The organism is Rhodoferax sp. SPJ21, assembly GCF_058216335.1.
The window spans coordinates 260,875-281,904 of the sequence record NZ_JBYZMO010000004.1 but is presented as its reverse complement, the minus strand read 5'-3'; the positions used below and the strand labels follow the sequence as shown (position 1 = coordinate 281,904).

Below are 21,030 nucleotides of genomic sequence, written 5' to 3'. Positions count from 1 at the left end.
TTGCTCTGGCCCAAGAAAATGCAGGAATACAACTGCAGGGCCAGGGCGATAACCACCAGCCAGTGGATGATCTTTGTGAGCATCGGCGGATTTTAGGCCACCCCCATTAGGGTTATGCCACATATGGATGGCTTCGCAGAATCTAGGGAGTAGCAGTTACACCCCCAAAAGGATTTAGCGATGGCCGACACACCCGATTTCAACACTCTTCCGGTTGATACGCCGAACAGCGGAAAAAAAGTATCAGGTGTTATGCGCTTGATTAACGCTGTCACCGTGTTTATCCAAAATGTGCGAATTGCAAACGAGGCAACTGATCCCGTGCAGGTGGGCGGGCCCTTGCTGACTAGCCTGGACTCAAAAGCCCCAGCACTGGTTGGAGGCGCAGTGCCTATCGTAAACGCTGCGGGCGCTACAGCAGCGAAACAAGATACAGGCAACGCTAGCCTAGCCATGCTTGCAGCCAACAGCCCTACGCTGCTCGGGGGAGCCGTGCCCGTTGTCGCCCAGGGCACTTCGGCTACGCATGCCGACCGCAGTGGCACGATCACGGCGGGCGGCACGGCGCAAGCGCTTATGGCCGCGAACGCGTCGCGTCGCGGGTGGTGGCTGCAAAATTTGTCTACAGGCGATCTGTGGGTTTCCGGCGTCGGCACTGCAGCCGCAGTGCAGCCCAGTTTAAAAATCGTAGCGGGCGCATATTACGAGTCACCTTCGTTCGTGTCGCCCACCGCTTTGTCTATTTTTGGCGCGACGACAGGCCAAGCATTCGCTGCACGGGAGTATTAATTTATGCCAATGTTTAATCCCGCCCAAAGCGGCGCGATCGCTCGCACGGCTGCGCAACTCGCTGCTGCGCCACAAGCTGCCGACATTGCCCTCGGTGCGGGCACTACGTTCTACGATGCTGCTGATCCGACAAAGCGGTATGTGATTAACGCGGCGCAGACATCCTTCTCCCGGGTGGATGGGGGTGGGAGTATCGGGCCGTTTGTTCCAGGTGCGCCCACCATCGGCACTGCCACCGCTGGGAATGGCACAGTCACGATTCCTTTCACCGCACCGGCCAATCCAGGCGCGAGTGCGATCCTCGACTACCAGGCACAGGTAATCGACGGCACGATCCAAGTGGTCAGCACAAGCCCCGCTGTCTTTACCGGGAAAACCAACGGCTCAGCGTACATTGGCGCTGTCCGCGCCAGAAACGCGCAGGGTTACGGCCCCTGGTCGGCGCAGTCCAATTCCGTCACGCCCATTGCGCTGCGTCCACTTCTTTACGCGTCCTCTATCAACAAATTTCCGACTACAAGCTCTGCGCTGACCGGTACGCAGCTTTCTGCCTTCTTTAGCTACGACGTGTACATCGGCGGCGATGACCAAGATTCGTTGGCTCTGCTTTTGCCAAACATCCGACTTGGGACCTCTGGCCCAGCGATCAACAACACCAATACGGTCACTATTACGGATCTGGTGTTGGAGTCAGCCAACAGCAGCGTTAGCAACCAATGCGTGCGCTTTACCGTGGGCGGGGCGAATGGTGTCACCCTTTCCGCAAGCGAGGTCGGCAAGCTCTCCGACGAAATATCCCCAACGGCATTCGGTGCGACGAAGTTCACGCAAGGTGACAAGTATCGAGTGCGTGGGATTTTGAATGTCCCCGCAGCCGGAAACACGTTGATGACTTCCCGCCGCTACAACGAGGGCGACGGTGCAGACATGAGCGGAACTGTCAAATTCCGCTGCTGGACTTACGATCCTGCGGTTACTACTCCCGGTTCGATCATGACCCCGGGAAACTGGGGTACAACCCCAACCGTTACCGGCACTGCGGCCACTCCAATTGCAAGCCAGTTCGGCTACTGCCCGATTTTGCTGGGCCGCAACCGCAACGCTGGCAAGAAGGCGTACCTCATAACTGGAGATTCGCTGCAAGACGCGAGTCTGGGCTTCATTCGTGCGGCTCTACTGGGCTCCTCGCAGGGTATGCCCGCCTTGTGCGAGTGTGCGATTTCTGGCGGCCATCAAAGCGACGTTACCTGGCTCGGCACCGAGACCTACCAGTACGCCAATGTGCTGATCGATGCTATGGGCATCAACAACAGCACAGATACTTCCACCTCTTTCGGAGTGTCCTGGCCCAAGGCCCGCAGTGGTGGTATCCAGAAGATCGTCAAAACCAAGCTGACGCCCTCTGTAACTACTGCTCAGTACAGCACGACCTCTGTGACTTATGCCTACGACGGCACCAAGACCGTGCTGACAGTGCAAACCGCTGCGGCCTTACCGCAGGTTGGGCAGACAGTCAACGTTGCTGGCGCTATGCCCGCAGGCCTCAATACTCGCCACCTGGTAATTTCCTCGGGAAGTGGGCAGTTCACCTGCAGCAAGGCGGGCTCCAACGTCAACACTGGCACGGGAACGGCTACCGGCACGGTCATTTGGGGTAACGACTGGAACGTCGAGGCTGACCAGGCCTACACCGACGGCGGAGCGGCTGGAAACCAGGGCGCATTCAACAATGCTATGGTGGCCTACAAGAATGCCGGCACGATCGATGTGCTGCTGGACCTGGCAAGTATTCGTGCTTCGGGCGACTTCTACAAGTTCAAAGGCCAGCTCGGCCAGCATGTCTACGACACCTGGGTAAACAGCAGCACTATTGGGCGGCATGTCACCGGTGGCGATATCACTGCAATCACAGCGGAAATCGCCCCGCTGCTGGATGCCATCACGGTCGTTTAAATCGATTCCCATCCCCTACCGGTGAAGCGTCAGTCTTTTGAGCCACCTGCGGGTGGCTTTTTCGTCAATGGTTTTGGCATTGGTGCAGCGTCTACTAGGTCACGCAACCACTGTCGGCCACCTATGTTTATCTTCTCTCGCTGACCGGCATTGAAGCGGATCGACATGGCTTCCAGCGATTGATCGCCGGGCGTAACAGGGCGGCCAGGCCCCTTCTTGGGTTTTGATGGTTCCATTTCGTGATTTTATGCTCGTTTGTTGGAATCCATAAATACAAGCAAACGCGTTTTTTGGAATCCATTTATTAGACTTATTGTTGAATTCCAACAATAGGGCTAAAAATGAGTTTCGTGACGAACATTTTGGGGCGCATGTCGCCACGGTGGCGAACGCTAGGTGAGTGGCTGGACGTGTACGAGGGGATCATTGCCCAGCGCGAGTACCAGCCGCAGACCATCAAGAACAAGTCCATTTGTGTGCGCCATATTCGCCGAGGCCTTGGCAGCCACACAATGCGCAGCATTCGGCCCCATCATCTGACCACGGCTATCCGCAGTTTTTTGCCAGATCGGGCACCTACTGCGCAGCGCGTGCTCGACGAGTTACGCGATGTGTTCACGGAGGCGGTGGCTAATGGATGGCTGGATCTGAACCCGGCGTTGCACGTCCGTCGCCCAGCAGCCAAAGTCAAGCGCCAGCGGCTCACGCTGGAGCTGTGGCAGCAAATGCGCACGCTCGCAGCTGCCGGGTCGATCAAGTGGTTAGAGCCGATGCTTTTGTTGGCGCTGGTAACTGGGCAGCGCCGGGCCGATCTTTGCAAGATGCGTTTCGATGATGTGAGCGACGGATACCTCCACATAGAGCAGCAAAAGAAGGCGGGTAAGGCGCACGGTGCGCGCGTGGCCATACCGTTGGTCTTGCGGCTTGAAGTCATCGCCATGACAGTCGGCGACGTGATTGAGCTATGCCGCTGTTACGCCAAGCTTGGCCCTACCATGCTGCGAAAGAAAAACGGCACTGCATTCGAGCGGCCTGAGATGCTGAGCTACCGTTTCGAAGAGTGCATCAACAACATCGGTACCTGGCCTCACGGTGTGCGCCCCAGCCTGCACGAATGCCGGTCGCTGGCCGAGCGGCTTTATCGTAAGCAAGGTATCGATACGCAAACGCTGCTGGGGCACAAGAGCCAATCGATGACCGACCGTTACAACGATGATCGCGGCCTGAGTGCTGGTGACTGGAAGCACTTGGCGATTGACCCATGATTTTCAGAAAGTAAGCGACCCGAGCCGCCCGTGGTAACGCAGGCGGCTTTTCTTTTATTGGAACAAAACCCCCGCTATGGCTTGTTGACCAGATGCCAAAAAAACCAGAATCCACCAAACACAGGTCTATTCCCAGAGGTTCAACATGCTGCTATCCCTTTACAACACGATTTACACCGGCACCCCCGCCGATCTCACGGCCTACGGAAAGTTCTGGATCTTTCGCGTCGGCCCGGCTGCCCAGGGCACTGCGGCTACCGGCAAGGCATGGAACGCCCCAAAGTCTATCCACCCGTGGGCCTGGTTCGATCCTGATGCAGAACGCGTTATCCCATTCGACTGGTCCGGATTCTTGAGCGAAGACGGCATCAACTCCGCCTATGGCAGCCACGAGTTCATCACGGCCCCCGAGTTGACATTTGCCGAGGCTGGCGTGCTGAACGGCGTGGTGTTGGTGATGATCAAGCGCCTGCCCGGTGCTGTCATTGAAGAATGCGCCGATTACCCGGTGACGTGCCGCCTCACTGCCGCGAACGGCGAAAAGCAGGACCAGACCGTCTACCTGCGCATCCGCGAGAACTAGCCCCCCCCCAGTAGGGCTTTGTCCAACCGGCTCTGAAAAACAGAATCGGGGCATGAGCCAGATAACCCCGACCCTCTCGCTTGCAACCAATGTGCATGGACTGCAGCCATGACCGCCCGCACAGCAACCGGTAGTCCATCCGCATGGGGCGACATTGAGCAGCTGGGCAGCCGCCACATCAGCACGCTGCCGCGCTACTGGATAACCAGGTTGTATGTGGCACTGTCCATCCTATTCAACATCCTGGCATCGTGGTACGAGCCCCAGGCGTTGACCCACAAGCTGATTGATGCCAGCGGGCAGCAGGGTTGGGTGATGGTCGGCATCCTGGGGGCCGTCTGCATCGTTGCCATCGCCGATGTCGTCGTAAACGATCTGCTACCAGACCAATTCAAGCTCATCAGCGCCAAGCGCTATCGGCACCTGATTTACATCGCCCTGGCCATGGGCATCTTTTGCATGACCTATGTCTTTGTGGCCGGCGATGGCAGCACCTTTCGCCCGTTGGTCTTGCCATTTTTGCTGAATGGCATCGTCTCCGCTGCCGTCGCATTCCTTGATCTCTTTCAACGCCACCGGGCCCCGCAATGATGCAAGAACTCCACGACCGCCTGACGACAGAGCCTAGCGCCCGGTTGACAGCCTCCTTATTGCGACGCCTTATCTGGTGCGTGATCCTTTTGGTGTGGGCTCCGTTCGCTGCGCTGCCTGCCATCGCCGCCATTGCACCAGTGGCCACGATCGAGGACCCGCTGAACATCCCGCCAGTGTTGATGGGCCTAGCCGTGGTGATTAGCACCATGGCCGGGGCAACGTCGCTGCTTATGCGCATTGACCGAGAGCTGAGCGCATCGCCCGATAAACCGCTGCCGCGCCCCTGGATCATGAGCAGCTCCCACATGTTCGGAGCGTGGCTGGCCGGCATCTTGGCTTTCATCATCAGCCGGCAGTACCAGTTCGACCTATGGCCCACGCTGGGGTCCGTGCTAAGCGCCAGCTTCCTGGGCTCCAAGGCGCTGGAAGTGATGGCCGAGAAGTATGCAACCTCCGGATTCGGCGCCAAGAAGCCGGACGCGGCGTAACTAGGAGTGCGCCATGTACACAACAGACCAATGGACCCAAGTCTTGATAGCGTGCACCGTGAAGTCCGCAACGGCCACAGCTTGGGGCCCGGTGTTCGCCGAAACCATCGAGGACACCACATTCAGCAGCCCGGATGACCTGGCGCCGTTCTTGGGCCAGATCCTGGTTGAGTCCAGCCTACTGGAGAAGTTGGAAGAGGACTTGAACTACAGTGCCGAACGCATCTGCGCGGTGTGGCCGCGCCGCTTCTCGGAACTAGCCGATGCTCGGCCTTACGCCCATAACCCCGAAGCGCTGGCCAATCGTACGTACGGCGGCCGCATGGGCAACGTGGAGATGGGCGACGGCTGGCGGTTTCGTGGCCGAGGCTTCCCGATGATCACCGGCCGCACGGGCTATGCATTCACGGGCGACCTGATCGGACAAAGCCTGGAAAGCGTACCCGAGCTGCTGACTCAGCCGCACTACGCCCTAGAAGCTGGCATCCACTGGTGGGAGAACCGTATCCCTGACGCCATCCTGAACGACCCGGAGGCGGTGACCAAGCGAGTGCAAGGTGGTGACGAAGCTCTGGGCCGCCGCACTGCATTGACAGACCGTGCGCGCGCCGCGATGGCTGGCTTGGGGAAACCATGATGGATCTGCTGTCCCCCAAGGCGTGGCTGGCGATTGCGCTAGCCTGCGCCCTGGCGTTTTCCCATGCATTCATCTACCGCGCCGGCAAGGCCAGCGTGCGGGCGGACTGGGACAAGTCCAAGGTTGAACAGGCGGCCGTTGATTTGGCCTCAGTACAAGAAATTCGCCGCATGGAATCCCTCCGGTCGGCCAAAGTAGTGGAGGCACAAAATGCAAGTACCAAACGTGTTCAGGGCCTGCAGGTGGCTGCAGCTGGCGTGCGCGCTGAGTCTGACGGCCTGCGCCGGGATCTCGACGCCAACACCGCAAACTTGTCCCGCGCCACCCTCGATGCCTGCCGCAACTACGCCGCAGCCGCAAACGCCGTACTTGGAGACCTGGAGAAAGCTGGTGGAGGAGTCGCGGAAAAGGCTGATGGCCACGCCTCTGACACCCTGATGTACCAGGACGGCTGGCCAAAATGACCGCTACCGTCACGCACCGCATAGTCGATCGCCGCGTGACCATGCTTGTGTTCGAGCGCGGCCCAGACAAGCGCCCCACCTCCAGCCTGCAGCTGACCCGAATGGGCGACAACGCCGTGATCGACACACTGATGGGGCCAGGCTTCTATCGACTCATGGAGCAGGTAGGCATCAAGCCATTTCAGGACATGGGCATTGCGCACGTGTACGCCGCCGTCACCGACCTGCATTTGCGGCTGCTGCTGGAGCGCATGCCCTTGGTGAATGTGACGGTGCACCGGCCCACCGTCGTGGACGATATACCCATGCACTGGATTGAACTGACGGCATCTGGGAAACCCGGGGTGGAGATAACCGATTCGAGCTTTGCCAGTTTGTAACGATTCCCGCGCCATGGTTGACCTCGGAAAAGTTGTTGAGGCGCTGACCGCTTACCGCGCTTACCTGATCAAGCGGGGCCAGCCTTTGAAGGCTGCGACGGTGGGGCACTGCATTAAGCTGATACGCCGCCTGGCGTCATAAATGCAGCCGTCTAGTTCAAAACCATCGCGTAAGTGATTGATTCTATTGGTGCTGAATATGGTTGAATGCGTGTGTGTTTTGAGTGGAGCTTTTGCCATAAAACACTTATAAATCAACGCATTAACTGAGAAGCTAGGTGTCTGCGAATGTCACCGGACCGGCATCCTGAACCGGGGTTCAGGTGGGCTAGGTCACCCTGAAGTTGGGTTCATCTAACGCGAGATGATCACGCTCCCCAGGGGATATTCCAGGCCCGGGCTCATAGAGCATTGGTTCAAGGAAATATAAAGCCCAGCATACATCGCAGACAACGCAATTCTAGGCCATTAAGTGCCGCGCCGACGCCGCAGCCGCTAAATCCTGGGCTTGCTTTACAGCAATTGCCCGTCGTCGCCCAGCGCCAGGTCGAGCTTGGTGATAAGGGCTGCCAGCGCAGGATCGCCGTCTTCTGCGGCTTCGGCGCGGGGGCTGAGTGGCGCTGCGGCCGGGTTGTTGCGGTCGGACAGGTCGAACGCCAGATTCAGCGCAGCCAGCACCGCAATACGGTCGCGGGCCTTGATCTTGCCGCCATCGCGGATAGCGCACATGGCCGTATCCACCATCTTCACCGCATCCAGCAAACGGGCTTCGCCGTCCTCGGGGCAGCCCAGGCGGTAGCTTTGGCCCAGGATCTGTACTTCCACTTGCTTCATGGCTGGTCCTTGCGGGGGGCTGCGCGCACGGCGGGCGGGCTGCTGATTTCGGGCAGGCGCTCCAGCAGGGCGTCGATGCGGGCACGTGCGGCGCCCAGGCGGGACTTCAGCGAGTCGCGTTCCTGCGCCAGGCTGTTGACCTGCTCGGTCAGCAATTGGTTGGTGCGTTGCAGCTCGCTATAACGCAGCAGCAAGCGCTCGGTGCGTTCAGCAATGTGTTCAATTTGGGTGGGGGAGGCCATAAGCTCTGTGATTGTAGTGGTGCGCCGTGGCGTCGTAAAATCATGCACTCGCTACGCGCAGCATGGTTCACACGCCGCAGTACAGCGGCTTGCGACAGCGGGCCAGCCACGGGCGGACGCCCCGCATCCATTCCTCCACCATCCCTATCCACGCAAGTGCTTATCCAGGACCATGTCCGTCCACACATTTCGCAGTGAACTCATACTCGGCGGCCAGAAAAGCGGCAAGTCGCGCCGAGCCGAACAGCTGGCCGCCGACTGGCTGGCCGCATCGCCCGCGCACCGCGCCGTCTTCATCGCCACCGCCCAGCCGTGGGACGAGGAAATCCGCGTCCGCATCGCCCGCCACCAAAGCGACAGGGCCGAGCGCGTACCCGGCATGGCGACGGTGGAAGAGCCGCTGCGTCTGGCCGAAGCCATCGCCCAGCACAGCCGTGCCGACACCCTGGTGGTGGTGGACTGCCTGACGCTGTGGTTGACCAACTTGCTGATGCCCGCAGACTTTGAAGAAAAAAGGCCTGCAGCGCAGGAAATACCTGCGCCAGTAGCTATATTTTTGGAAGCGATCACACAGGCACCCGGCCCGCTGGTGCTGGTGGGCAACGAGATCGGCTTGGGCGTGATTCCGCTGGGCCGCGAGGTACGCGCCTTTGTGGACGCGCTGGGCAGCCTGAACCAGCAGGTGGCGCAGCGCTGCCAGCGCGTTACCTTGATGGCCGCCGGTTTGCCGCTGAGCCTGAAGGGCGCTGCTTGAAGCTGCCAGATCTGTTTCTGTGGCTGCTGCTATGCCTGGCCCTGCCTGCCCAGGCGTTGCAGCTCACCGACGACCGAGGCACTGTGGTGCAGTTCAGCCAGGCGCCGCAGCGCATCGTCAGCCTGCTGCCGTCCTTGACCGAAAGCATTTGCGCGCTGGACCAGTGCCAGCGCCTGGTAGGCGTGGACCGCTATTCCAATTTTCCGGCCAGCGTGCGCGGCTTGCCCCAGGTGGGCGGTGGGCTGGACCCGAATATCGAGGCCATCGTCGCCCTGCGGCCCGACGTGGTGGTGCTGGCCACCGCCTCGCGCGCCAGTGCCCGGCTGGAAGCCCTGGGCCTGAAGGTAGTGGCGCTGGAGCCCAAAACCTCGGCCGATGTGCGCCGCGTGCTGGACAAGCTGGGCCAGCTGCTGGACGTGCCTGATGCCGCCCGCATCTGGCGCAACATCGACGCTGGCGTGGCCGCTGCGGCCCAGTCGCTGCCGGCCCGGGTCAAAAACACGCGGGTGTACTTTGAGGTGAATGCCGCGCCCTATGCCGCCGGCACAGCGTCTTTCATCGGTGAAACCCTGGCCCGCCTGGGCGCGCAGAACGTGGTGCCTGCTGCGCTGGGGCCATTCCCCAAACTGAACCCCGAATTCGTGGTGCGCGCCAACCCGGACCTGATCATGGTGGGCGACCGCAATGCGCTGAACATGGCGCAGCGCCCCGGCTGGGCCGGAATACGCGCCATCCGTGAAAAGCGCGTCTGCGTTTTCACGGCCGAGCAGTCAGATACCTTGGTGCGCCCCGGCCCACGCATGGCCGAGGCCGCCCGCACCATGGCTGCCTGCCTGCAGGACAAGGCTCCGTGAACCGGCGTACACCCTGGCCCACGGGGGCGGCATTGCTGCTGCTGTCCCTGGCCTTGTTGCTGGTCGGCGCCAGCATAGGCAGTACCGGGCTGGACAGCCTGCTGGCCGCGCGCCATGACCCGGTGGCGCTGCAAATTTTGTGGGATATCCGCCTGCCGCGTACCGTGGGTGCCTGGCTGGCGGGCGCCTTGTTTGCGCTGGCCGGTGCGGTGGCGCAAGGGTTGTTTCGAAATCCGTTGGCCGATCCCTATCTGCTGGGCAGCGCGTCCGGTGCGTCGCTGGCGATTGCCGTGGCCCTGGCGCTGCTGGGTGTGTCGCCGGCCGCTACGGCCTGGCTGGTGCGCATTGGGTTGACGGGGGCTGCGTTCGCCGGTGCGGTGGGCGGCGTGCTGCTGACCCTGGTGCTGGCGCGCGGTGTGCAGCACACGCTGCGCCTGCTGCTGGCCGGCGTCATCGTCGGCGTGGTGCTGGGCGCCGCCAAAGACCTGGTGCTACAGGCCGTGCCCGAGATTTTGAGCGCCAGCGTGGGCTTCAACCTGGGCACCACCGGCTTCATAGGTTGGAGCGCCTGTGTGCTGATGGCCGGCGTGTGGCTGGTGTGCCTGCTGGTGGCCTGGGTGCTGGCGCCGGTGCTGGACGGCCTGAGCCTGGGCGAGGCCACCGCACGCAGCCTGGGCCTGCCGCTGCTGCAGATGCGCGCCGCGCTAATTGCGGTGCTGGCGCTGGCCACCGGCACGGCCGTGGCGCAGAGCGGCATGATCGCCTTCGTTGGCCTGGTGGCGCCGCACTTGGCGCGCTCCCTGGTGCCGACCACGCATGGCCGCTGGATGGTGTTGTCCAGCCTGACCGGTGGCGTGCTGCTGATGGCTGCTGACATCCTGGCGCGCTGGCTAACCGCGCCGCAGGAGCTGCCGGTGGGCGTGTTGACGGCCGCGCTGGGTGGCTGCTATCTGCTTTGGCGCATGCACAAGCGTACGGCAGGTGTGCTATGAATAATATAGCTTTCCGCGCAAGTGGAATCTGCGCCAGCCTGGGAAATGTGCCTGTGCTGCACGGTATCGATCTGGCGCTGGGCGCAGGCCGCTGGACCAGCATCGTCGGCCCCAATGGTGCGGGCAAATCCACCCTGTTGAAGGTGCTGGCCGGCTTGCTGCCCTGCAGCGGCCGCGTCGAGCTGCTGGGCCAGCCATTGGCCGCCTTATCGGGCCGCCAGCGCGCACAGCAGTTGGCCTGGCTAGGGCAGGGCGAAAGTGGTGAGGGCAGCGCTGACGATTTGACGGTGTGGGACGTGGCCATGCTGGGCCGCCTGCCGCACCAGCCCTGGCTGGCCGCACCCAGTGCCGCCGACCATGCCGCCGTGGAGCAGGCCCTGCGTTCCACCCAGGCCTGGGACTGGCGCACCCGCAGCCTGGGCCAGCTGTCCGGCGGCGAACGCCAGCGCGTGCTTTTGGCGCGGGCCTTGGCGGTGCAGGCCCCGGTGCTGCTGATGGACGAACCCCTGGCCAACCTGGACCCGCCACACCAGACCGACTGGCTGCTGCTGGTGCGTGCGCTGGTGGCGCGCGGCCACACGGTGGTCAGCGTGCTGCATGAGGTGTCCATGGCCTTGCAGGCCGACGACATGCTGATCTTGGCCCAGGGCCGGGTGCTGCACCAGGGCGCCTGCGACGATGCCGCCAGCCACCGCGCGCTGGAACAGGTTTTTGACGGACGCATCGCCGTCCACCGTATAGCCAACCAATGGGTTGCGCTACCAAAACTAGAGTAAACAGAATGAACGACCACGCCTTCAGCGCGCCCGAACGCCAAGCCGTCTACCGCGCCATCTACGAGCGCCGCGACATGCGCCACTTCAATGGCGGCGAGGTTGAGCCCGAGCTGCTGCGCCGGCTCTTGATGGCCGCGCACCACGGCCCCAGCGTGGGTTTCATGCAGCCCTGGCGCTTCATCCGCGTCTCTGCGCTGGCGCTGCGCCAGCAGCTACACGCCGTGGTGGAGGTGGAGCGCATCCGCACCGCCCAGGCCATGGGCGAGCGCGAGGACGACTTCATGCGCCTGAAGGTGCAGGGCCTGCTGGACGCTGCCGAGCTGCTGGCCGTGGTGCTGCCCGATGGGCGCGAAAAGCACATCTTTGGCCGCCGCACCCTGCCGCAGATGGACCTGGCCTCCACCTCCTGCGCCATCCAGAACCTGTGGTTGGCGGCGCGCGCCGAGGGCCTGGGCATGGGCTGGGTGTCGATCTTCGACCCGCTCACCGTGGCCGAGGTGCTGGGCCTGCCCGCAGGTGCCGAGCCGGTGGGCCTGCTGTGCCTGGGGCCGGTGGCCCAGTTCTACGACCGGCCCATGCTGGAGGAAGAAAACTGGGCCCGCCGCGAAGCCCTGGCCGACCTGGTGTTCGACGACCAGTGGGGCCAAACATCCACCTTGTTCGCAGAGGGAAAATAGCCCTCATGCAGATCCGTAGCTACCAAAACTCCGACGAATCCGCCGTGGTCGCCCTGTGGCAGGCCTGCGGCCTGACCCGCCCCTGGAACGACCCCTACAAAGACATCGCCCGCAAGCTGCAGGTGCAGCCCGAGCTGTTCCTGGTGGGTGAGCTGGACGGCCAGCTGATCGCCACGGCCATGGCTGGCTACGACGGCCACCGTGGCTGGGTCAACTACCTGGCCGTGGCGCCAGAACAGCAGCGGCGCGGCTACGCGGCCCAATTGATGCAGCACATTGAGCAACAGCTGCTGGCGATGGGCTGCCCCAAGCTGAACATGCAGGTACGCACCAGCAACAGCGCCGTGTTGGCCTTTTACCGCCACCTGGGCTACGCGCAGGACGAGGCCGTGAGCCTGGGCAAGCGCCTGATACCGGACGGCCCGGCGCAGTCAGCGCTTTGAACAAACCAAGGATTTCCATGACACCCATCAGTTCCCCTGCCGACATTGCCGCATCGCTGACCGAGCATTGGTCGCCCCGCGTGATCGCCGAGCTGGACGACTCCTACATCAAGGTCGCCAAGGTGCTGGGCTCTCTGGCCTGGCATAGCCATGAACACGAGGACGAGCTGTTCATGGTGCTCAAAGGCCATCTGCGCATCGAGCTGGAAACCGGCGTGGTCGATCTGTGCCAGGGCGAGATGTATGTCGTGCCCAAAGGCACGCGGCACAACCCCGTGGCGCAGGAGGAATGCCACATCATGCTGATCGAGCGCAAATCGACGCTGCACACCGGCGACGTGGCCACTGAAAAAACGCGCTCGCTCGCCGACCAGTTGCGGCCGCTGGCCCGTGTTTGAAAGCATGCTGCTGATTGCTGTCGTACTGTTGATTGCTCTCGTGGTGGACTGGCGCCTGGGCGAGCCGCCCAGCTGGTGCCACCCGGTGGTGTGGATAGGCAAGGCCCTGGGTTGGGCTGGGCGCCGGGTGGCGCCGCTGGACGGCCCGGTTCCGGCACCCGACCCGGATTACAAGTCTTTTGGGCTGGGGGCGCTGGTGTGGTGTGTGGGGGCAGCTATGGTTTGTGTAGCATCTGTGGCGGTGCAAAAAGGCCTGCTATGGCTGCCGCAGCACTACCAAAGCCTGTGGGCCACGGCCTTGGCCATGGTGTTGCTGGGCCTGGTGCTCAAGCCGACGCTGGCCTGGGCCATGCTGTACAGCGAGGTGCAGGCGGTGGAGGACGCCCTGGCCGAGTCGCTGGCAGCGGGGCGGGAACGCCTGTCCTGGCTGGTCAGCCGCGACGTGACGCAGCTCAGCGAGAGCGAGGTGCGTGAAAGCGCCATCGAGTCGCTGGCCGAGAACCTGAACGACTCGGTGGTCGCCCCCATTTTCTGGTTTTTGCTGCTGGGCCTGCCCGGCGCGGCGCTGTACCGCTTCGCCAACACCGCTGATGCCATGTGGGGCTACCGTGGCGTGCGCAACGGCCAGGTCTGGGAATGGGCTGGTAAATGGGCTGCCTGGGCCGATGACGTGCTGAGCTGGCTGCCCGCGCGCATCACCGCCGTGCTGTTGCTGCTGGTCTCTGGCGGCCGTGGCTGGCGCGCCCTGGTCACGCAGGCGGCCTACACGCCGTCGCCCAACAGCGGCTGGCCCATGGCCGCCATGGCCTTGGCGCTGGATGTGCGGCTGGGCAAGCCCGGTGTTTACGTGCTGCACCCCACCGGCCGCGTACCGGGCGCACCCGATATGTACCGCGCCGGAATCCATGCGCGCAATGCGCTGCTGGCGCTGGTATTGATTACGCTGTTAGCTTTGTTTTTTATAGCGCGGTGAGTGACTGCGCGCAGTGGCGTGTGGCATGTACAACGCCTGTCACAGGCTTGCCCTACACTCTGCAGCCTTATGCCGTGTTGGAGCATGTGTTTCCAGCGCAGGCAGCTATATATTGAATAGCACATGAGCTCTTTTTTCACCCATGGCGGCCCAGATGCGCTGGGCGTGCCGCGCTGGGATTTCTCGACCAACAGCAACGCCTGCGGCCCGTGCCCGCACGCCCTGGCCGATCTGCAGCAGGCCGATGCCACGCGCTACCCCGACCCGCATTACACCGCCTTGAAAGAGCAGCTGGCGGCCTTCCACGGCGTGGCCGCGCAGCGCATCCTGCTGGCAGGCAGCGCCAGTGAGTTCATCCACCGCATCAGTGCCGCGCACCAGCGCCAGCGGGTGTACCTGCCGCAGCACCATTACGGCGACTACTTGCAAGCCGCCCAGGCCTGGGGGCTGACCCAGGCTGATGCGCAAGAAGCCCATTTGCTGTGGGCCTGCGAGCCGTCCAGCCCCTTGGGCCAGGCCCACCCTGGTTTGGCCGACTTGGTGGACGGCTTGCGGCCAGACCAGCAACTGGTGCTGGACTGCGCCTACGCTCCATTACGGTTGGAGGGCGCCCCCAGCCTGGATGCCGCCCAGCGCGACCGGGTCTGGCAGATGTGGACGCCCAACAAGGCTCTGGGCCTGACGGGCATACGTGCGGCTTACGCGATTGCGCCATTGGGGGCGGATGTGCAGATCGTGTCGATCCTGTGTCCGTCCTGGCCGGTGGGTGCGCACGGCGTGGCCATGCTGCAAGCCTGGTGCCGCCCGGCCAGCCAGCAGTGGCTGGCGCAGAGCCTGGTGAAGCTGCGTGCCTGGAAGGCCCGGCAGATCATTCTGTGCCGCGCCCTGGGCTGGGAGTGTTTGCCCAGCACCGCCAACTTCTTCTGCGCTCGGCCCAGCGGGGATGATATGCCGTTGCGCTTGCAGCGTTTGCGCGCGCGGGGTATCAAGCTGCGGGATGCTGCGTCTTTTGGCTTGCCGGGATATGTGCGGCTGGGAGTGTTGCCGCCGTTGGGGCAGGATGCGTTGGCATTGCCGGGCTGAGTGTGGTTTTTGGGGATGGTTGATGACCGTAGGTGGGGTTGACGTCTATGCGATCCCCGGCCGGGAGTTCGCCCCGGCGGGCGAGTAACTTATTCTTTTGCGCAAAAGAAAAGTCACCAAAAGAAAGGCACCCCCACTGTCTGCGCCCTCCGCTTGCGCTACGGGAACCTGCGGTGCGCGCTTTGGTCGGGGTCTGGCTAAACTCGCTGCGCTCAGACAACGCCAGCCCTGATCCGCCCAAAGCTGTGCTCCTCGGCGCATACAGAGGGGAACCCCGGGGATCGGGATCGGTGGCGCGCAGCGCCACATCGCGCCTAGGGCGCGAGTTTGCCCTCACCCCAGCCCTCTCCCCGCTGGGGAGAGGGGGCAATACCGGCGTGAAAATTACGCGTGTCCCCGCATGACTCCCTCGCCCCTGCGGGGAGAGGGTTGGGGTGAGGGGTTCGCGAGATACGCGATGCCCGGCGCAGCCGGGCTGGCTGTTCGGCTGTCCGCTCCCCCGCCGTGTGGCGTCGGCGAGTAGCGCAGGGCTGGGCGGATCAGGGCCCGCGATTGTTTGAGGCCGCAGGCCGAGTTCGAGCGGGACCCCGACCAGACCGAGCAACGCAGCGTACCCCGCAGCGCAGCGAAGGGGGCGACGACTTCGGCTGGCCTTTTTGTGGTTACTATTTTTGGCCACGCAAAAATAGTGACTGCGCCGCCGGGCGCACTACCCGGCCAGGGATGTTGGTGGCGTTATCAGCGCCCAAAGAAACTACAAGCCAAATCGACCGCTAGCGCACAAAATACCTGCGCAAGAAGCTCCTATTTCTATAGCAAATGAACCGGGCGACCAGAAGACGTAGAAAGCCTAAATCTGCACCACCAGCCCCGTGCGGGCGGCTTCCGCAATGGCCTCTGTCACCCGCAGGTTCTGCACGCCGTCGCGGGCGCTGACCAGGGGGGTGGCTTTGCCTTCTATGACGTCGGCGAAGTGGTTCATCTGGTGCTTCAGCGGGTCGTCGCGCACCATGCCGATGGTGCCTACCTCAAACTCCTTCCACCACGAACGGTCGTCCGGGCGGGGGTAGGTTTTGATGCGCATGGTGGGTACGGCCAGGCTGCCCTGGGTGCCGGCAATAACGTAGCAGTCCTCGTCGGTGTAGGTGGTGTAGGCCTTGTTTTCCTGGCTGGTCTGCTCCCAGCTGCGGGCGCTGGCGGCGGTGTCGCTCAGCATGAAGCTGCCCAGCACACCGTTGGCAAAGCGCAGGTTGATGGCCACGGTGTCTTCCACTGCGAAGCCGCGCGTTGCGTTGCTGGCAAAGGCCTGCACGGCGCTGATGTCGCCGCACAGCATGCGCAGGTTGTGCACCTCGTGGATCAGGTTGATGAGGATGGGGCCGCCGCCGGCCTGGGTACGCCAGGGACCGCTGGCAAAGTAGTCGTCGGGCTTGTAGAACTGGGCGCTACCGGTCACGCTCACCAAGCGGCCCAGCTGGCCGCTGTCTACCACCTGCTTGGCCTTGGCCATGATGGGGCTGTGGGCGCGGTGGTGGCCTATGAGCACGCGGGCCTGGGTGTCTTCCACCACCTTTTGCAGCTGCAGCCCTTCGGCCAGGGTGGTGGCAATGGGCTTTTCCAGCAGGATGGGCACGCCGGCGGCGATGCACTCCAGCGCCTGCGGCAGGTGCAGATGGTTGGGCGTGGCCAGCAGCACGCCGTCGGGCCGGGCCTGGGCCAGCAGATCGGCCAGCGAGGTGAACAGCGGCACGCCGGCTTGTTCAGCAACGGCAACCGCGCCGGGCGAGGGGTCCACGATGGCGGACAGTGCGCAGCGCGGACTGCGCTTCAGCACGGCGATATGCGCCACGCCGATCGTGCCGGCGCCGGCCACGGCGATACGGAGCTTAGGGGAAGAAGTCATGCAGCCTCTGGTGTGGGAATGGGGCATGCTAGCCACAAGCCATCTTAATGGGCGGATTACGGGCTAGCGCCTGCCGGTTACACCCGGTTCGGGGCAACACCCTCGGCCCGGTTACGGCCAAGGCGCTTAGCCGTATAGAGCGCTTCGTCTGCGCGCTGCAGCAGGGCATCGGCGGTGTCGGCTGCCATAACACTTGCCACTCCGCAGCTAATGGTGATTGTGTTTTCGGCCAGCAAGGGCTTGGCGGCGACATGGGCACACAGCGCCGTGGCTTTGTGCATTGCCTCTGTGAACGAGGTTTCCGGCAGGATCACCACGAACTCTTCACCGCCCCAGCGCCCCAGCGTGTCGACATCGCGCAGCACTTCGGTTGCACGTTGCGCCAATGCCACTAGTGCGGTGTCGCCCGCGCTGTGGCCGAACTGGTCGTTGATGGTCTTGAAGTGGTCGATGTCGATCAGGATGATGGCGAAGGCGTGGCCATACCGCGCGAAGCGCAGCAACTCGGATTCAATGGCCTCGGACATGCGGCGGCGGTTGGCCAACTGGGTGAGTTCATCGGTATTGGCCAGGCGCGCCAGCTGGTCCACGGTGAGCTGGGCAATCTGGAAGCGGTGCTGGTAGCTGGAGAAGAAATACAGCGCCGCAATCAACACGGCAGACACCATGTGCAGCTGGACTGTGAAGTTGCCGTAGCCTTCGTCGAAATGAAAAACAAGATAGGGCAGGCTGATCACGATGAAGATTGCCAGAATGGCCAGCGCCAGTTTCAGGCTGGATGTGTGGCCCATCTGCGTGAAGGCAAATACGTAGATCACCGGAATCCACAGGTACAGCGGCTGCAGGTCGATGCTGGCGCCAAAAACTGGCGCGTACAGCCGCAGGGCCATGCAGGCAGCGCATAGGCCGACTGCAAAAAGCAAACACGCCACATCGACCACGCGCTGCGACAGCAGCTTTCTCCAGAGGATGATGAACATGACCGGGTGGAACAGCATGTTTGCACCAAACACTCCGCGCAAGACGGTCGATGACACACCGCGCAACTCCATGGCTGCCCAGCCCGCAGCCGAGCCGACCCAGCTCAGGGCCAGAATCGCCATCAGTGCATTGCGTTTGAGGTTGTGGCTTGGCTGCAGCACGGAGTCGATGTGCTTGTAAGGTTGGGCGACACGCTGCACATAGTGGCTAGTAATGCAGGTGCAAATCGGGGTGTTTCAATAGTATACACATTTTGTAACAACTCATGAAGGTATGCCCACGAGCGGCGCAGGCGCGGCTGGTGGATGCTGTAAGCCGGCTCGAATAGGCAAGGCGAAAGGCCCCGTAGGCTGCAACCAAGCGTGCTGCGCCCCTGGATGTTGGTGCTATTGAATAGAGAGCGTATTACGCAGGTGAAATAAGGGCTAGCAGGGTATTTGATGCCAAGGCGTGGGCACTCATGCAGAATGCGCCTTAACGCGGGTCGCGCACGCAATGAGCCATCAATACAACCGTATCGCCATGTCGAAGTACCAGGTGCGGCGGATTTCGATCACGTCGAATTCGCGGGCCAGGGCGGGCTGGAAGGCCTGGTAGTTCGCCTGGCCGTAGATGATGCGGCGGATCGCCTCGTCGATGGCTGGTACGCCGCTGGAGATGACGAAGCTCACCGACTCCACCGAACCATCGCTTCGCACCGCCACCAGCACCAGGGGATCGGCATGGGGCTGCTTGACGACTTGGCGGACTGCAGCATCGAAGGTCATGGGGGACTCGATTTTTCGGGTCCAGGCTTCAGCGTAACGCACCATTTCCTCGTTGGTGTCGATGCGGCCGAAGATCCTGCCTCGGCGTGCGCTGCTCCAGGAGGAGGGAAGTGCGTTGGCGGCGCGCGCTGCGGCCTCGCGCTTGTCGGCTTCTTCGTTCAGCTGCCGTCCTATGGCCTTGAGCTTTTCTTCGCGTTGTTCGGCGGCCAGGCGCTTGGCTTCTTGTTTGGTGGCCTCGGCCCGTGCGGCATCCTGGCGGGCGGCGTTCTGGCGGTCGGCTTCGGCCTTTGCGGCGTTGGCAGCCTCCTGCTGGGCCGCTTCTTGGCGTGCAGCAGCCTGCCTTGCGGCCTCCTGCTTCGCGGCCTCCTGCCTAGCGGCCTCCTGTCGCTCAGCCTCTTGTTTGGCCTCTTGTTTAGCTGCTCCGGCCCTTGCCGCTTCTTGCTGCGCAGCCTGGCGTTCAGCTTCGCGTCGCGAGGCTTCTGCTTTGGCGGCCTCCTGGCGTGCAGCTTCCTGCTTGGCGGCTTCGGCGCGTGCTGTTTCCTGGCGCGCTGCTTCTTGTTTGGTTGCCTCGGCCTTTGCTGCCTCCTGGCGTGCGGTGGCCTGGCGTTCGGCCTCGGCCCGGGCGGCCTTGGCGGCTTCCTGCTGTGCGGCTTCTTGCCGTGCCGCAGCTTGCTTTGCCCCAGCTTGCTTTTCCGCCTCCAGGCGCTCGGCGTCACGTCGTGCGGCTTCTGCCTTGGCGGCCTCCAGGCGGGCCGCCTCTTGCTTGGCGGCCTCGGCCCGGGCGGCTTCTTGCCGGGCTGTGGCCTGGCGCTCCGCCTCTTGGCGCGCGGCAGCTTGTTTGGCGGCTTCCAGGCGTTCGGCTTCTGCCTTGGCGGCGGCCTGGCGTTCAGCCTCCCGGCGCGCGGCTTCTATCCTGGCGGCCTCTTGGCGTGCGGCCGCCTGCTTGGCGGCTTCGGCCCGGGCGGCCTCCAGGCGTGCAACTTCCTGGCGTGCGGCCTCTTGACGTTCGGCTTCGGCGCGTGCTGCCTTGGCGGCATTTGCGGCTTCTTGTTGGGCGGCCTCCAGCCGTGCGGCGGCTTTCTTGGCGGCTTCCAGACGCTCAGCTTCTTGCTTGGCAGCCTCGGCCCTGGCCGTCTCTAGCCGCGCAGCATCCTGGCGTGCGCTGGCCTGCCGCTCTGCGTCTTGGCGTTCACGTTCCTGCTTTGCGGCTTCGACCCGCGCGGTTTCCAGGCGCTCGGCTTCTGCGCGGGCGACGGTCAGGACCTGCTGTTGCGCCTCGGCCTGCCGTGGGGCTTCTGCCTGCGCTGCCTCCTGGCGGCTGGCTTCTTGGCGTAGCGCCTCCAGGCGCGTGGCCTCGGCCCGGGCTGTGTCCTGGCGCAAGCTCTCTTGGTGTTCTGTCTCCAGCTTGGCCGTTTTGGCGCGTGCTGCCTGGGCTTCTTCCTGATGTGTGGCGGCGAGGGTGGCGGCTTGTTGCGCAGCCTCCAGGCGTGCGACTTCTGCGCGGGCCGCTTCCAGGCGGGCCGTGGCCTGGCGCTCGGCTTCTTTTTGCCGCGCCTCTTGCCGGCGGGCCTCAGCGACTGCTGCGGCCTGGCGGGCAGCTTCTGCCCGGGCTGCTTGGGCTTCCTTTCGTTTGGTCTCTAGACGCTCTGCTTCTTTCTGGGCGGTCTCAGCGGCGGGCGTGGGCAGTGCGACCCAGGTGGCGGCGCCATCGAAGGGCAAGGCCGCAGCTTCGTCGCTGTCGGTGGGTTGGGGGGCTGGCGTGGACGTGGTGTTCAGGGCGTCTGCGGTGCTGGTGCCGGTATCTTGCGACGGCTCCGTGCCCGTGGGTTCGGCGCTGGCCGGTTCCGCCGGGTCCAGCACCACACGCACGGTTGGCACCTCGGCGCGCCGCGCCTGCCAGGGGAAGTCGAAACCCGGCAGGCCATCGCCCTGGCCGCCGAAGCTCAGGCTCAGCAGCAGCGCATGGAACAGCAGCGACAGCACCAGCCCCACGGGCAGCCGTGTCCGGGCAGGGACTGCGCTGGGGCTGAGCCACTGCGCATCGCCGGGTTCGTCGCTGGGGTTGGTGGAGGGTGGGGCCGCTTCGGTTGTCACGGGTAAATGGAGGCTACGGCTACGTGAAGATCGCCGGGTATGGTGGAGTGACGAATGTAGCCGCTGTTGCGGGCATTGCCCCAGGGGCGAGCCAATCCGTCTCAAC

The 21,030-nt window shown here is 63.3% G+C and carries 24 protein-coding genes and 1 other RNA gene; 19 read left to right on the top strand and 6 right to left on the bottom strand.

Going from position 1 to position 21,030, the window contains the following annotated elements; all coding sequences use genetic code 11:
• Positions 1-180 precede the first annotated feature (180 nt).
• The 10 genes from AC4BBN_RS20640 to AC4BBN_RS20595 all read left to right on the top strand — a co-directional run bounded on the left by AC4BBN_RS20640 (position 181) and on the right by AC4BBN_RS20595 (position 7,295).
• The gene (locus AC4BBN_RS20640; RefSeq protein ID WP_490593893.1) at positions 181-789 is read left to right on the top strand and encodes a hypothetical protein; all 609 of its coding nucleotides are present in this window, start codon (positions 181-183) and stop codon (positions 787-789) included.
• A gap of 3 nt (positions 790-792) precedes the next feature.
• A complete protein-coding gene (locus AC4BBN_RS20635) occupies positions 793-2,742 on the top strand; it encodes a hypothetical protein (protein ID WP_490593892.1) in 1,950 nt (649 codons plus the stop codon).
• A 341-nt stretch (positions 2,743-3,083) separates the two neighbouring features.
• Positions 3,084-4,007 carry a tyrosine-type recombinase/integrase gene (locus tag AC4BBN_RS20630; protein WP_490593891.1) on the top strand — a complete coding sequence of 308 codons (924 nt, stop codon included), beginning with the start codon at positions 3,084-3,086 and terminating at the stop codon, positions 4,005-4,007.
• A 145-nt stretch (positions 4,008-4,152) separates the two neighbouring features.
• A complete protein-coding gene (locus AC4BBN_RS20625) occupies positions 4,153-4,590 on the top strand; it encodes a hypothetical protein (protein WP_490593890.1) in 438 nt (145 codons plus the stop codon).
• A 108-nt stretch (positions 4,591-4,698) separates the two neighbouring features.
• A complete protein-coding gene (locus tag AC4BBN_RS20620; RefSeq protein ID WP_490593889.1) occupies positions 4,699-5,181 on the top strand; it encodes a hypothetical protein in 483 nt (160 codons plus the stop codon).
• Positions 5,178-5,672: a hypothetical protein gene (locus AC4BBN_RS20615; protein WP_490593888.1), complete on the top strand. Its 495-nt coding sequence runs from the start codon at positions 5,178-5,180 to the stop codon at positions 5,670-5,672. Before AC4BBN_RS20620 ends, AC4BBN_RS20615 begins: the two co-directional genes overlap by 4 nt.
• 13 nt (positions 5,673-5,685) lie before the next feature.
• Positions 5,686-6,309: a glycoside hydrolase family 19 protein gene (locus AC4BBN_RS20610; RefSeq protein WP_490593887.1), complete on the top strand. Its 624-nt coding sequence runs from the start codon at positions 5,686-5,688 to the stop codon at positions 6,307-6,309.
• Entirely contained in the window at positions 6,306-6,773 is a 468-nt protein-coding gene (locus AC4BBN_RS20605; RefSeq protein ID WP_490593886.1) for a hypothetical protein, read from the top strand. Before AC4BBN_RS20610 ends, AC4BBN_RS20605 begins: the two co-directional genes overlap by 4 nt.
• Positions 6,770-7,153 carry a hypothetical protein gene (locus AC4BBN_RS20600; RefSeq protein ID WP_490593885.1) on the top strand — a complete coding sequence of 128 codons (384 nt, stop codon included), beginning with the start codon at positions 6,770-6,772 and terminating at the stop codon, positions 7,151-7,153. The genes AC4BBN_RS20605 and AC4BBN_RS20600 overlap by 4 nt, the downstream gene beginning before the upstream one ends.
• A 13-nt stretch (positions 7,154-7,166) precedes the next feature.
• Positions 7,167-7,295 carry a hypothetical protein gene (locus AC4BBN_RS20595; protein ID WP_490593884.1) on the top strand — a complete coding sequence of 43 codons (129 nt, stop codon included), beginning with the start codon at positions 7,167-7,169 and terminating at the stop codon, positions 7,293-7,295.
• A 133-nt stretch (positions 7,296-7,428) separates the two neighbouring features.
• On the opposite strand, the gene ssrS is transcribed toward AC4BBN_RS20595, so the two are convergent.
• From ssrS to AC4BBN_RS20580, 3 genes are all read right to left on the bottom strand, one after another.
• Positions 7,429-7,608: non-coding RNA, 6S RNA (gene ssrS / locus AC4BBN_RS20590), on the bottom strand.
• A gap of 58 nt (positions 7,609-7,666) precedes the next feature.
• Entirely contained in the window at positions 7,667-7,987 is a 321-nt protein-coding gene (locus AC4BBN_RS20585) for a cell division protein ZapA (protein WP_490593883.1), read from the bottom strand.
• Positions 7,984-8,229 carry a DUF904 domain-containing protein gene (locus tag AC4BBN_RS20580; RefSeq protein WP_490593882.1) on the bottom strand — a complete coding sequence of 82 codons (246 nt, stop codon included), beginning with the start codon at positions 8,227-8,229 and terminating at the stop codon, positions 7,984-7,986. The genes AC4BBN_RS20585 and AC4BBN_RS20580 overlap by 4 nt, the downstream gene beginning before the upstream one ends.
• Positions 8,230-8,401: 172 nt before the next feature.
• Between AC4BBN_RS20580 and cobU the strand changes: the two genes are divergently transcribed.
• The 9 genes from cobU to AC4BBN_RS20535 all read left to right on the top strand — a co-directional run bounded on the left by cobU (position 8,402) and on the right by AC4BBN_RS20535 (position 15,179).
• Positions 8,402-8,983, top strand: coding sequence for a bifunctional adenosylcobinamide kinase/adenosylcobinamide-phosphate guanylyltransferase (gene cobU / locus AC4BBN_RS20575; protein ID WP_490593881.1), 582 nt, complete (start codon positions 8,402-8,404; stop codon positions 8,981-8,983).
• The gene (locus AC4BBN_RS20570; RefSeq protein ID WP_490593880.1) at positions 8,980-9,837 is read left to right on the top strand and encodes an ABC transporter substrate-binding protein; all 858 of its coding nucleotides are present in this window, start codon (positions 8,980-8,982) and stop codon (positions 9,835-9,837) included. The genes cobU and AC4BBN_RS20570 overlap by 4 nt, the downstream gene beginning before the upstream one ends.
• A complete protein-coding gene (locus AC4BBN_RS20565; protein ID WP_490593879.1) occupies positions 9,834-10,829 on the top strand; it encodes a FecCD family ABC transporter permease in 996 nt (331 codons plus the stop codon). Before AC4BBN_RS20570 ends, AC4BBN_RS20565 begins: the two co-directional genes overlap by 4 nt.
• The gene (locus tag AC4BBN_RS20560; protein ID WP_490593878.1) at positions 10,826-11,605 is read left to right on the top strand and encodes an ABC transporter ATP-binding protein; all 780 of its coding nucleotides are present in this window, start codon (positions 10,826-10,828) and stop codon (positions 11,603-11,605) included. The genes AC4BBN_RS20565 and AC4BBN_RS20560 overlap by 4 nt, the downstream gene beginning before the upstream one ends.
• Before the next feature lie 5 nt (positions 11,606-11,610).
• Positions 11,611-12,282 (top strand): 5,6-dimethylbenzimidazole synthase, encoded by a 672-nt coding sequence (gene bluB / locus AC4BBN_RS20555; protein ID WP_490593877.1) that lies wholly within the window; start codon positions 11,611-11,613, stop codon positions 12,280-12,282.
• Positions 12,283-12,287: 5 nt separating this feature from the next.
• A complete protein-coding gene (locus tag AC4BBN_RS20550; protein ID WP_490593876.1) occupies positions 12,288-12,725 on the top strand; it encodes a GNAT family acetyltransferase in 438 nt (145 codons plus the stop codon).
• A gap of 17 nt (positions 12,726-12,742) precedes the next feature.
• Positions 12,743-13,123 (top strand): cupin domain-containing protein, encoded by a 381-nt coding sequence (locus tag AC4BBN_RS20545; RefSeq protein ID WP_490593875.1) that lies wholly within the window; start codon positions 12,743-12,745, stop codon positions 13,121-13,123.
• A 4-nt stretch (positions 13,124-13,127) separates the two neighbouring features.
• Positions 13,128-14,096, top strand: a complete 969-nt coding sequence (gene cbiB, locus AC4BBN_RS20540) for an adenosylcobinamide-phosphate synthase CbiB (RefSeq protein WP_490593874.1) — start codon at positions 13,128-13,130, stop codon at positions 14,094-14,096.
• Positions 14,097-14,219: 123 nt separating this feature from the next.
• A complete protein-coding gene (locus AC4BBN_RS20535) occupies positions 14,220-15,179 on the top strand; it encodes an aminotransferase class I/II-fold pyridoxal phosphate-dependent enzyme (RefSeq protein WP_490593873.1) in 960 nt (319 codons plus the stop codon).
• 850 nt (positions 15,180-16,029) lie between these two features.
• On the opposite strand, the gene AC4BBN_RS20530 is transcribed toward AC4BBN_RS20535, so the two are convergent.
• From AC4BBN_RS20530 to AC4BBN_RS20520, 3 genes are all read right to left on the bottom strand, one after another.
• Positions 16,030-17,082: a Gfo/Idh/MocA family protein gene (locus AC4BBN_RS20530; protein WP_490593872.1), complete on the bottom strand. Its 1,053-nt coding sequence runs from the start codon at positions 17,080-17,082 to the stop codon at positions 16,030-16,032.
• A gap of 77 nt (positions 17,083-17,159) precedes the next feature.
• Entirely contained in the window at positions 17,160-18,263 is a 1,104-nt protein-coding gene (locus AC4BBN_RS20525) for a GGDEF domain-containing protein (protein WP_490593871.1), read from the bottom strand.
• A 303-nt stretch (positions 18,264-18,566) separates the two neighbouring features.
• Complete coding sequence (locus tag AC4BBN_RS20520; protein WP_490593870.1) at positions 18,567-20,924, bottom strand: coiled-coil domain-containing protein; 2,358 nt, start codon at positions 20,922-20,924, stop codon at positions 18,567-18,569.
• Between the last annotated feature and the right edge of the window lie 106 nt (positions 20,925-21,030).

What these genes read in the sequence shown, in the direction of transcription:
- AC4BBN_RS20605 (WP_490593886.1), top strand. Translation starts at nt 6,306, where the DNA reads ATGATGGATCTGCTGTCCCCCAAGGCGTGGCTGGCGATTGCGCTAGCC.
- AC4BBN_RS20600 (WP_490593885.1), top strand. Translation starts at nt 6,770, where the DNA reads ATGACCGCTACCGTCACGCACCGCATAGTCGATCGCCGCGTGACCATG.
- AC4BBN_RS20545 (WP_490593875.1), top strand. Translation starts at nt 12,743, where the DNA reads ATGACACCCATCAGTTCCCCTGCCGACATTGCCGCATCGCTGACCGAG.
- bluB (WP_490593877.1), top strand. Translation starts at nt 11,611, where the DNA reads ATGAACGACCACGCCTTCAGCGCGCCCGAACGCCAAGCCGTCTACCGC.
- AC4BBN_RS20530 (WP_490593872.1), bottom strand. Translation starts at nt 17,082, where the DNA reads ATGACTTCTTCCCCTAAGCTCCGTATCGCCGTGGCCGGCGCCGGCACG.
- AC4BBN_RS20610 (WP_490593887.1), top strand. Translation starts at nt 5,686, where the DNA reads ATGTACACAACAGACCAATGGACCCAAGTCTTGATAGCGTGCACCGTG.
- AC4BBN_RS20560 (WP_490593878.1), top strand. Translation starts at nt 10,826, where the DNA reads ATGAATAATATAGCTTTCCGCGCAAGTGGAATCTGCGCCAGCCTGGGA.
- AC4BBN_RS20640 (WP_490593893.1), top strand. Translation starts at nt 181, where the DNA reads ATGGCCGACACACCCGATTTCAACACTCTTCCGGTTGATACGCCGAAC.
- cobU (WP_490593881.1), top strand. Translation starts at nt 8,402, where the DNA reads ATGTCCGTCCACACATTTCGCAGTGAACTCATACTCGGCGGCCAGAAA.
- AC4BBN_RS20630 (WP_490593891.1), top strand. Translation starts at nt 3,084, where the DNA reads ATGAGTTTCGTGACGAACATTTTGGGGCGCATGTCGCCACGGTGGCGA.
- cbiB (WP_490593874.1), top strand. Translation starts at nt 13,128, where the DNA reads ATGCTGCTGATTGCTGTCGTACTGTTGATTGCTCTCGTGGTGGACTGG.
- AC4BBN_RS20635 (WP_490593892.1), top strand. Translation starts at nt 793, where the DNA reads ATGCCAATGTTTAATCCCGCCCAAAGCGGCGCGATCGCTCGCACGGCT.
- AC4BBN_RS20595 (WP_490593884.1), top strand. Translation starts at nt 7,167, where the DNA reads ATGGTTGACCTCGGAAAAGTTGTTGAGGCGCTGACCGCTTACCGCGCT.
- AC4BBN_RS20620 (WP_490593889.1), top strand. Translation starts at nt 4,699, where the DNA reads ATGACCGCCCGCACAGCAACCGGTAGTCCATCCGCATGGGGCGACATT.
- AC4BBN_RS20615 (WP_490593888.1), top strand. Translation starts at nt 5,178, where the DNA reads ATGATGCAAGAACTCCACGACCGCCTGACGACAGAGCCTAGCGCCCGG.
- AC4BBN_RS20585 (WP_490593883.1), bottom strand. Translation starts at nt 7,987, where the DNA reads ATGAAGCAAGTGGAAGTACAGATCCTGGGCCAAAGCTACCGCCTGGGC.
- AC4BBN_RS20580 (WP_490593882.1), bottom strand. Translation starts at nt 8,229, where the DNA reads ATGGCCTCCCCCACCCAAATTGAACACATTGCTGAACGCACCGAGCGC.
- AC4BBN_RS20550 (WP_490593876.1), top strand. Translation starts at nt 12,288, where the DNA reads ATGCAGATCCGTAGCTACCAAAACTCCGACGAATCCGCCGTGGTCGCC.
- AC4BBN_RS20535 (WP_490593873.1), top strand. Translation starts at nt 14,220, where the DNA reads ATGAGCTCTTTTTTCACCCATGGCGGCCCAGATGCGCTGGGCGTGCCG.
- AC4BBN_RS20625 (WP_490593890.1), top strand. Translation starts at nt 4,153, where the DNA reads ATGCTGCTATCCCTTTACAACACGATTTACACCGGCACCCCCGCCGAT.